Origin of the sequence: Stenotrophomonas sp. S41, assembly GCF_016624625.1 — a bacterium.
Lineage (GTDB): Bacteria > Pseudomonadota > Gammaproteobacteria > Xanthomonadales > Xanthomonadaceae > Stenotrophomonas.
Map to the genome: position 1 here is coordinate 20,063 of NZ_JACVTV010000045.1, position 9,794 is coordinate 29,856.

The following is a 9,794-nucleotide window of genomic DNA, read 5'->3' on the forward strand; positions in this document are numbered from 1 at the left end:
GGCATCCACAACGCGGCTGTGCTTATATGTCTATACAATATAGGCGTCCATTTCGGGTTGTCCAGCCATGTCCGATTCGCGTTCCCCGCACTGTTTCCATGCCGCCCACGCCCTGCTGGCCGAGGGCTGGGCGCGCGACGTGCGCCTGCAGGTGCAGGGCGGCCGCATCACAGGCATTGAAACGGGGCAGGGCGCGCAGGACGGTGATACCCGCGTCGGCCTGCTGTTGCCCGGCCTGCCCAACCTGCACAGCCACGCCTTCCAGCGCGGCATGGCCGGCCTGACCGAGATCGGCGGCGGCGACGGTGACAGCTTCTGGAGCTGGCGCGAGCTGATGTACCGCTTCCTGGCCCACCTGCGCCCGGAGGCGGTGCAGGCCATCGCCGCCCAGGCCTACATGGAAATGCTGGAAAGCGGCTTCACCCGCGTCGGCGAATTCCATTACCTGCACCACCAGGCCAACGGCCAGGCGCATGCCGACCCGGCCGAGATGAGCGCGCGCATCGCCGCCGCCGCCGAGCAGACCGGCATCGGCCTGACCCTGCTGCCGGTGTTCTACGCGCACGCCGATTTCGGTGGCGCACCGCCCAATCCCGCACAGCGCCGGCTGATCCACGATGTAGATGGGTTCGCGCGGCTGCTGGACGGGGCGAAGACCGCCCTGTCCACGCTGCCCGACCCGGTGCTGGGCATTGCGCCGCACAGCCTGCGCGCGGTCACCGGCGAGGACCTCGATGCCCTGCTGCCGCTGACCACCGGCCCGGTGCACATCCACATTGCCGAGCAGGTGCGCGAGGTCGAGGCCTGCCTGGCCTGGAGCGGCCAGCGGCCGGTGCAGTGGCTGTACGAAAACGCTGCCGTCGATGAGCGCTGGTGCCTGGTGCATGCCACCCACATCACCGATGCCGAGCGTGCGCAGATGGTGGCCAGCAAGGCCGTGGCCGGCCTGTGCCCGATCACCGAGGCCAACCTGGGCGATGGCCTGTTCCCGATGCAGGCGTTCGCGCGCGAGGGCGGCCGCTTCGGTGTCGGCTCGGATTCCAACGTGCTGATCGATGCCGCCGAGGAGCTGCGCCTGCTCGAGTACGGCCAGCGCCTGGCGCTGCGCGGGCGCAATGTCCTGGCTCCGGATGCCACCCGCAGCAGCGGTCGCTTCCTGTTCGAAGGTGCGCTGCAGGGTGGCGCGCAGGCGCTGGGCGTGGCCGCCGGCCTGCAGGTCGGGGCCAGCGCCGATCTGCTTGAACTGGACCCCGCACACCCGGCGCTGCAGGCGCGGCAGGATGACGCATGGCTTGACAGCTGGGTCTTCGCTGCACGTAATGGCGCGCTGCGTTCGGTCTGGCGCCATGGCCGGCAGGTCGTGGCCGACGGCCGCCACCTGCAGCGCGAGGCCATCACCACCGCCTTCGCCGCTGCCCTGCGTGGCGTGCTGGGCTGACCGCCTCCCTCTTATCGAGAATCCCCACTCCCGTGAAGGCCAGCAAGTCCGCCACGCTCAACCAGCGTATCCGCAGCGATCTGGAAAGCCGCATCCTCAGTGGAGAGTGGGCGCCGGGTTTCCGCATTCCGTACGAGCACGAGCTGATGGAGCAGTACGGCTGCTCGCGGATGACGGTGAACAAGGTGCTGACCGCGCTGGCCGAGAGCGGCATGATCGAACGCCGCCGCCGTGCCGGTTCGTTCGTGGCGCGGCAGCCTCCGCACCTTGAACAGGTGGCGCTGGAAATTCCAGACATCGCCATGGAAGTCGGCTCGCGCGGGCATCAGTACGCCTATCGGCTGCTGCAGCGTGAACTGCGCCTGGCCGAGCCGGGCAATGCCGGCGAAGTTGAACTGGCCGGCAGCGAGCCGTTGCTGGCGATGCGCTGCCTGCACCTGGCCGATGGCCGACCGCTGGCGCTGGAGCACCGCTTGATCAGCCCGGTAGGCGTGCCCGAGGTGCTGGAGATCGACTTCAGCACCACCGCGCCGGGCAGCTGGCTGCTGCAGAATGTGTCCTGGACCCGCGCCCAGCACCGCATCAGCGCCTGGGGTGCGGACGCCGCCTCGGCCAAGCTGCTGGACGTGAAGACGGGCACCGCCTGCCTGGTGATCGAGCGCCTGACCTGGCGCGGCGACCAGCCGATCACTCGCGTGCGGCAGATGTTCCTGGGCGATGCCTGGGACTTGGTGGCACGCTTCGCGCCGGGCGCGCGGTAAGTCGCCCGCGTCCTGTAGAGCCGAGCCATGCTCGGCTGCTCCGTCGAGGCACGTGGACTGTCGCGTTCGCCTCTTCCGCAACGGCGCACGGGCGCTTAGCGTGCCTTTGACGCGGCGCCAGGCGGGTCCCATGCGATATCCAGTCTTGATCGAAGCCGGTGACGGACGCACAGCCTGGGGCGTGGTCGTGCCCGATCTGCCGGGTTGTTTTTCAGCGGCGGACACGCTTGAAGATGCGCTCAGTTCGGCGGAGGAGGCCGCGCTTGCGTGGATTGACGCCGCGCTTGATGCAGGGCGCTCCATCCCGACGCCGTCTGCGCCGCAGAAGCTCGTGGCCGATGCGGGTACTGGGACTCAGTGGATTCTCGCTTACATCAACATTGATCCCGCCCTGCTGGACGATACCGTCGAGCGGGTCAACATCGGCCTGCCGCGGCGGATCCTCGCAAGGTTGGATGCGCAGGCCAAGGCTGCCGGCGAATCGCGTTCGAGCTACATCGCCCACCTTGCCGCGTTGCGTTGACGCCACGGCATCATTTGCCCATCCACGCCACGCGTCGATGCCAGTAGATCCACGCCACGCGTGGATGTCGCCCCATCAATACGTGGCGCACTGCCGCCAGCGTACCGGCTCATCCACGCCCGGGCGGGCGTTGAGCTGCACGCGCACGTTGCGCAGGGCGGGGTAGCGCAGCACTTCCTGGCAGACCCGCGGCCATACCGCCTCCAGCTCGCCGGTGCGGTTGATGGCGAGGGTCTGCCGGGTCAGCCAGACGCCGCTGGCGATACCGGGCTGGTGGGCCAGCGCGCGTGCCAGTTCGGCCTGGTAACGGTCCAGAGTCGCGATATCGGGATTGAGCTCGTTGCGGCCGTTGTCGGCGGGCGCAGCAGGCGCTGCTTCGGCCGGAGCCGCCGGTGCAGGCACGTCCTTCGCGTCTGCCACCGGCGCTGCGGCCGGCTGCACGTCCGGCTGCACGTCCGGCGCGACCGGCGCCGGTGCGGCTGCTGCAGTCGGCGGCGTGCTGTCGACAGCGGCAGTGCTGGTTTCCACGTGAAGGCCCTGCAGGCCCAGCCCGACCAGCAGGCCCAGGGTCACCGCACCCAGCGCGGAAATGGCGATGCGACGCAGCGCCTCCAGGCGGGCCGTCGAGCGCACGCGCGTTTCAATCTCGGCCGGCAGGTAGGGCTGCAGCAGCGGCCACAGGCGCGGGCCATCCAGCACTTCGACCGACTGCTTTTCAGCGGCGGCCAGGCCATCACGCTCAACCCGGCCCTCGGTGATCAGCAGGCCACCCTTGGCGCCGCCCAGGCGCGCGACCGCGCCCAGCTCGTTCACCGCGGCCGTACCGATGCGGTAAGCCAGCCCGTGCTTGCAGGAGACCAGCCAGGTATTGGGGCCATCGCTGAGCAGGAAATCACTGCTCGGCTCGCGTACTTCCTCGGTCGGGTCGGCCACTTCGCGCAGGCCGCGCCGCTCGCGCAGCATCCGCTTGATCAGCGTCGAGAACTCGCGCCAATGCATGCCCGCCAGGGCCTGCAGCCCCAGTTGCATTTCCGTTCGCCGCCGCTTGACCCACCACAGATACACGATTGCCAGGGTGCAGGTAAGCAGGGCCGACAGCAGGGCCAGAATCCAAGGGAGCATGCAGGAAGGGAGCGGAAGGGGCGAAAACGGAAGACGACAGTGTAAAGGCCACGCAGTCATATTGCGTCAGGGCCTTCCCGACATGAAGCGTGATGCAGCCCGCAGATCTGCGTGGCGCAGGCACGAAAAAACCCGCCAATCCTGAAGCCGTGAGGGGAGGGAACAAACGGCAGCCGAAGCGATTGGCGGGTTCCTCGCGATTGTCAGCGAATTTTTATTGCATTGCAACAATCGAGGGTCAGAGCACACTGCCGGGCGATTGGTGGCTGCCCGGTGCCGGTGCATCACTGCCCGAAGCGGCGCGGTTCTCCAGCTTGGCCAGGCGCGCGTGCAGGGCATCGAGGCGGGCCTCAAGTGCGGCCACGTCGTTGGCGGTGGGGACATGCAGGCGCTTGAGCACGCCCTGCACCTGGTCGTCGAATGCCTTTTCGACCTTGTTCCAGGTGCCGGAGGCCTTTTCGCGGGCCTCGTCGAGGGAGGTTTCCACGTTGTCGCGCCAGCCCGGGCCCTCCTCACCGCTGCGCTCGCGGCGGCGGGATTCCCAGGCTTCGCCTTCCTTCACCAGGCCATCGAAGAAGCGGCTGCCTTCGGCCTGTGCGCGGCCCAGTGCACCCAGGCCGGCCAGCCAGACCTGCTGTGCCGAATTGCTGAACTTGCGCGAAAAGCGCTCGGCCTGTTCGCCGAACGAAGCGTCGTCTTCGCGGCGGTCGTCATTCTCGTACTGGTTCATTGCGCTTCCCGGGGGAGTTGGACCTGCCCCCGAGGGTAGCGCGCACGAACGTTGCAGGGCCGTGATGGCCGCTGCCTGGGTTCAGCCCAGCTTTTCCTTCAGCACGCGCTGGATCTCGGTTTCCACCATGCCCTTCATGGCCGACAGCAGGAAGCCCAGCTTGGCGGTCACGCGCACGGCGCCCGGCTGCAGCTCGATGGCGCCGTCCACGCCGCTGCCGCTGAAGTTCAGCACGTCGGCAGCCCAGCTGGACTTGAGGCCGAAGCGCTCGCCCAGCTTGGCGGCAACCTGTTCGATCGCCTCGCGGGCCTGTGCATCGGGCAGGGCGTGGGCGTGGCGGACATCGATGGTGGACATGCAGGCTCCTGGCGCTGGGCGGGGATATCAAAGAGGGCGGCCATTGTGCGCATCGGCGGGCGCCACGCCAAGCGCCCGTCGCCGGTTCTTCTGCGTTGGCGAGCAACCTGCTAGTCTGCGCCGCGTGCAGAACCTGCTTGTTCACTTCAGTCAACAACAACAGCCCGACCAGCCCCTGCGGCCCGGGGTGCAGCGCATCGTGCGCCAGGCAAACGGCAGCGTGCGGCTGGGTGATCCCGGCCATGGCGCGCTGCTGCTGGCCCAGTTCTGCATGGACGACCGCGGCCTCTGGCTGCAGGTCGGCAACGGCATCCGCAGCATCCACGTGAACGGCCGCCCAGTGCGGCGCATGGCCCTGCTGCGCGCAGGCGATGCGGTGTATGTGGATGGCGTCGAGATGGTGCTGCAGGGTGAGGTCGAGAGCCTGCTGCAGGCACCGGCGCCGTCGCCGGCCAGTGATGGCATCGCCGATGAGCAGCGCCTGCTGCGCGGTGTCGGCGGCCTGCACCATGGCCGCAGCTACACCCTGTCGCGCCCGCGCCTGGTCGGCCGTGGCGGCGATGTCGATATTGAGATCGACGACCCTGCCTTTGCCGAGCAGCACGCCCGGGTGGAAGTGCATGGCGATCGTGTGCTGCTGCGCGACCTGGGCAGTGCCGACGGCACCCGGGTCAACGGCGTGGCCGTGCGCCACTGCTGGCTGCAGCCGGGCGACCAGGTGGTCTTCGATGGGCAGCACCGTTTCGTGCTGGAAGTGCCGCACGATCCGCGCCGGCGCCCGCTGCCGGCCGAGGACGACGCCAGCCAGGATGCCGAGCAGGTGGCGGACGCGCCTGTGGCGCCGCGCCGGGTGCGGCGTTGGCCGTGGCTGCTGGTAAGCGCATTGCTGCTGGCGGGTGTGCTCAGCCTGCTGCTCTGGTTCGGCGCGCGCTGACGATCGCGCAGTGACGGTAGTGCCGGCCGGGTCGCAGATGGATACCAATGAAACCAAATTTCCCTTGCCGCACTAGGCCGCAAGGCTGGTGCACTGCGGCATACTAGGGGTCTTGCCCCACAGGTGTCACATGACGCGCGCGTTCAACTTCAGTGCCGGCCCTGCAACCTTGCCGGAATCGGTCCTGCGCCAGGCGCAGGCGGAAATGCTGGACTGGCACGGTGCCGGCGCCTCGATCGTGGAAATGAGCCATCGCGGCCCGGAATTCATGTCCGTGGCGGCCGAGGCCGAGGCCGACCTGCGCCGCCTGCTCGATATCCCCGACGACTACGCCGTGCTGTTCCTGCCCGGCGGCGCCACCACCCAGCAGGCGCTCATCCCGCTCAATTTCGCCCAGACCGGCCAGCGTGCCGACTACGTGGTCAGTGGCCACTGGGGAAAGACCGCGGTCAAGCAGGCCAGCCCCTACGTCGGCGCCAACATCGCCGCCAGCAGCGAAGCCAATGGCTACCGCGAACTGCCCGAGCGCAGCAGCTGGCAGCTTTCCAACGATGCCGCCTACGTGCACATCACCGCCAACGAGACCATCCACGGCGTCGAGTTCCGTGATGTGCCCGACACCGGTGACGTCCCGCTGGTGGCCGATTTCAGCTCGTCCATCGCCAGCGAACCGCTGGATGTGCGCCGCTACGGCGTCATCTATGCCGGCGCGCAGAAGAACCTGGGCCCGGTCGGCATCGCGGTGATGATCATCCGCCGCGACCTGCTCGAGCGCAGCGGCCAGGCCCGTGCGGACATCTTCGATTACCGCTCGCACGTCGCCCGCGATTCGATGCTCAACACCCCGCCGACCTGGAACTGGTACCTGGCCGGCCTGGTGTTCAAGTGGATGCTGGCCGAAGGCGGCGTCGTCGAGTTCGCCAAGCGAAATGCCGCCAAGGCCGCGCTGGTGTACGGCGCCATCGATGCCTCCGGCGGCTTCTATCGCAACGAAGTCGCGCACTCGGCGCGCTCGCGGATGAACATCCCGTTCTTCCTGCCCAACGCCGATCTCGATGCCCGCTTCGTGGCCGAAGCCAAGGCCGCCGGCCTGCTGGCCCTGAAGGGCCACAAGGTGGTCGGTGGCATCCGCGCCTCGCTGTACAACGCCATGCCGCTGGCCGGGGCCGAGGCGCTGGTCGCCTTCATGGCCGATTTCCAGCAGCGCAACGGCTGAGCAATGAACGGCGCGCACCGTCGGGTGCGTGCCCCGCAACAAGGAATTCCGATGGCAAGCAAACCCAGCAAGAAGTCGCCGAAGAAGGGCGCGTCCGCCAAGGCCGAACCGGCCAAGGCTGCCGCCGCGCCCAAGGGCAAGGCCGCGTCCAAGACCACCCCGGTGCCGACCCAGGCGCCGCTGGCACTGGCCGATGTGCGCTCGAAGATCGACCAGATCGACCGTGACATCCAGAGCCTGATCGCCGAGCGTGCGCAGTTCGCCCACCAGGTCGGCAAGGCCAAGGGCAAGCTCGCCGCCGCCGTCGATTACTACCGCCCCGAGCGCGAAGCGCAGGTGCTGCGCATGGTGGTGGACCGCAACGAAGGCCCGCTCAGCGATGAAGTGCTGGTGCACGTCTACCGCGAAATCATGTCGGCCTGCCTGGCCCAGCAGGAACCGCTGAAGATCGGTTACCTCGGCCCGGAAGGCACCTTCAGCCAGCAGGCCGTGCTCAAGCACTTCGGCCGCTCGGCGATGGGCCTGCCGATGGCCAGCATCGAAGAAGTGTTCCAGGAAGTGGAAGCGGGCAGCGCCGATTTCGGCGTGGTTCCGGTGGAAAACTCGGGGCAGGGCACCATCCAGATCACCCTGGACATGTTCCTCACCTCCAACCTGAAGATCTGCGGTGAAGTGGAACTGCGCGTGCAGCAGTACCTGATGTCGCGCAGTGGTCGCCTGGAAGACATCGAGCGCGTCTACGGCCACCCGCAGTCGTTCATGCAGACCTCGGCGTGGATGCGCGCCAACCTGCCCAAGGCCGAGAAGATCCCGGTCGCCAGCAACGCCGAAGGCGCGCGCCGTGCGCGTAACGCCGACGACGCTGCTGCCATCGGTGGCGAAAGCGCCGGCCACGTGTACGGCCTGAAGAAGGTCGTCACCAAGCCCATCCAGAACGATGCCGACAACACCACCCGCTTCCTGGTGGTGGGCCGCAACATCTTCCCGACCTCCGGCCACGACCGCACCTCGGTGCTGGTGTTCATCCATGACAAGCCCGGCGCGCTGTTCGATGTGCTCAGCCCGTTCGCCCGCCATGGCATCAGCATGAACCGCATCGAGTCGCGCCCGTCGCACCACGGCAAGTGGGAATACGGCTTCTTCATCGACCTGGCCGGCCATATCGACGACGCGCCGATGCAGGCCGCGCTGGCCGAACTGGAAGCGCACTCGGCGCAGATCAAGGTGCTGGGTTCCTACCCGGTGGCCGTGCCCTGATTGCCGTTGCGGCCGCGTGCCGCGCCCTTTGATGCACCGCCGGCGCGCCGGCGTTTACGGAATGATCGAACGATGAGCAACGCGCAACACTGGATTGCCCGCAAGGGCCAGCCGCTGCAGGGCAGCCTGACCATTCCCGGCGACAAGTCGGTCTCGCACCGCTCGGTGATGTTTGCCGCGCTGGCCGATGGCACCTCGCATATCGAGGGCTTCCTGGAAGGCGAAGACACCCGCGCCACCGCGCGCATCTTCAGCCAGCTCGGCGTGCGCATTGAAACCCCCAGTGCCTCGCAGCGCGTGGTGCACGGCGTCGGCATCGATGGCCTGCAGTCGCCCAGCGCGCCGCTGGACTGCGGCAACGCCGGCACCGGCATGCGCCTGCTGGCCGGCCTGCTCGCAGGCCAGGCGTTCGACTGCACCCTGGTGGGCGATGAATCGCTGTCCGGCCGCCCGATGCGCCGTGTCACCGGCCCGCTGTCGCAGATGGGCGCGAAGATCGACACCGAAAGCGATGGCACCCCGCCGCTGCACGTGCATGGCGGCCAGTCGCTGCAGGGCATTGATTTCGCCTCGCCGGTGGCCAGTGCGCAGGTGAAGTCCGCCGTGCTGCTGGCCGGCCTGTATGCACAGGGCGAAACCAGCGTGGTCGAACCGCACCCGACCCGCGATTACACCGAGCGCATGCTCTCGGCGTTCGGCGTGGACATCGAGTTCTCGCCGGGCAAGGCCCGCCTGCGTGGCGGCCAGCGCCTGCGCGCCACCGACATCGTGGTGCCGGCCGATTTCTCCTCGGCGGCGTTCTTCCTGGTCGCCGCCAGCATCATTCCGGGCTCCGAGCTGCGGCTCAAGCAGGTTGGCCTCAACCCGCGCCGCACCGGACTGCTGCACGCGCTGCGCCTGATGGGCGCGGACATCACCGAAGAAAACCCGGCCGAGCAGGGCGGTGAACCGGTGGCCGACCTGGTCGTGCGCCACGCCCCGCTGAAGGGCGCGCGCATTCCGGAAGAGCTGGTGCCGGACATGATCGACGAGTTCCCGGCCCTGTTCGTGGCGGCTGCCGCAGCCGAAGGCCAGACCGTGGTGACCGGCGCTGCCGAGCTGCGGGTGAAGGAATCGGATCGCCTTGCAGCGATGGCCACCGGCCTGCGCGCGCTGGGCATGCAGGTGGATGAAACCGACGACGGCGCCACGCTGCACGGCGGCATTACCCTGGGCAGCGGCACCATCGAAAGCCACGGTGACCATCGCATCGCGATGGCGTTTGCCATCGCCGGCCAGATCAGCGGCGGCGAAGTGCGCATCAACGACATCGCCAACGTCGCCACGTCCTTCCCGGATTTCGACGGCCTGGCCCGCAGCGCCGGTTTCAACCTGGCCTGAGGTCGGCACGGCGCCGCTGCGCTCGCCGGGCATGGCCCGGCGCTACCATTCGGCGCCCGGTAGCGCCGGGCCATGC

At 68.3% G+C, this 9,794-nt stretch carries 10 protein-coding genes; 7 read left to right on the top strand and 3 right to left on the bottom strand.

The features are described 5' to 3' along the window. Positions 1-67 precede the first annotated feature (67 nt). The 3 genes from IAE56_RS11305 (at position 68) to IAE56_RS11315 (ending at position 2,722) form a co-directional block, all read left to right on the top strand. Positions 68-1,438, top strand: coding sequence for a formimidoylglutamate deiminase (locus IAE56_RS11305; protein WP_200752616.1), 1,371 nt, complete (start codon positions 68-70; stop codon positions 1,436-1,438). A gap of 32 nt (positions 1,439-1,470) precedes the next feature. After that, positions 1,471-2,199 carry a histidine utilization repressor gene (hutC, locus tag IAE56_RS11310; RefSeq protein ID WP_200752617.1) on the top strand — a complete coding sequence of 243 codons (729 nt, stop codon included), beginning with the start codon at positions 1,471-1,473 and terminating at the stop codon, positions 2,197-2,199. A 130-nt stretch (positions 2,200-2,329) separates the two neighbouring features. Then, on the top strand, positions 2,330-2,722 hold the full coding sequence (locus tag IAE56_RS11315) for a type II toxin-antitoxin system HicB family antitoxin (protein WP_200752618.1): 393 nt from the start codon (positions 2,330-2,332) through the stop codon (positions 2,720-2,722). Between the two features lie 75 nt (positions 2,723-2,797). On the opposite strand, the gene IAE56_RS11320 is transcribed toward IAE56_RS11315, so the two are convergent. The 3 genes from IAE56_RS11320 to IAE56_RS11330 all read right to left on the bottom strand — a co-directional run bounded on the left by IAE56_RS11320 (position 2,798) and on the right by IAE56_RS11330 (position 4,931). Next, the gene (locus tag IAE56_RS11320) at positions 2,798-3,844 is read right to left on the bottom strand and encodes a restriction endonuclease (RefSeq protein ID WP_200752619.1); all 1,047 of its coding nucleotides are present in this window, start codon (positions 3,842-3,844) and stop codon (positions 2,798-2,800) included. Between the two features lie 238 nt (positions 3,845-4,082). Next, positions 4,083-4,574, bottom strand: a complete 492-nt coding sequence (locus tag IAE56_RS11325) for a phasin family protein (protein WP_200752620.1) — start codon at positions 4,572-4,574, stop codon at positions 4,083-4,085. 81 nt (positions 4,575-4,655) lie between these two features. Next, on the bottom strand, positions 4,656-4,931 hold the full coding sequence (locus IAE56_RS11330; RefSeq protein ID WP_108769216.1) for a polyhydroxyalkanoic acid system family protein: 276 nt from the start codon (positions 4,929-4,931) through the stop codon (positions 4,656-4,658). Positions 4,932-5,055: 124 nt separating this feature from the next. Here IAE56_RS11330 and IAE56_RS11335 point away from each other — a divergent pair, with 124 nt between their 5' ends. The 4 genes from IAE56_RS11335 (at position 5,056) to aroA (ending at position 9,718) form a co-directional block, all read left to right on the top strand. After that, positions 5,056-5,865 carry an FHA domain-containing protein gene (locus tag IAE56_RS11335; RefSeq protein WP_164073304.1) on the top strand — a complete coding sequence of 270 codons (810 nt, stop codon included), beginning with the start codon at positions 5,056-5,058 and terminating at the stop codon, positions 5,863-5,865. A gap of 130 nt (positions 5,866-5,995) precedes the next feature. Further along, entirely contained in the window at positions 5,996-7,081 is a 1,086-nt protein-coding gene (gene serC, locus IAE56_RS11340) for a 3-phosphoserine/phosphohydroxythreonine transaminase (protein ID WP_200752621.1), read from the top strand. Between the two features lie 51 nt (positions 7,082-7,132). Further along, the gene (pheA, locus tag IAE56_RS11345) at positions 7,133-8,338 is read left to right on the top strand and encodes a prephenate dehydratase (protein ID WP_200752622.1); all 1,206 of its coding nucleotides are present in this window, start codon (positions 7,133-7,135) and stop codon (positions 8,336-8,338) included. Between the two features lie 72 nt (positions 8,339-8,410). Beyond that, on the top strand, positions 8,411-9,718 hold the full coding sequence (gene aroA / locus IAE56_RS11350; protein ID WP_200752623.1) for a 3-phosphoshikimate 1-carboxyvinyltransferase: 1,308 nt from the start codon (positions 8,411-8,413) through the stop codon (positions 9,716-9,718). Positions 9,719-9,794: the final 76 nt, after the last annotated feature.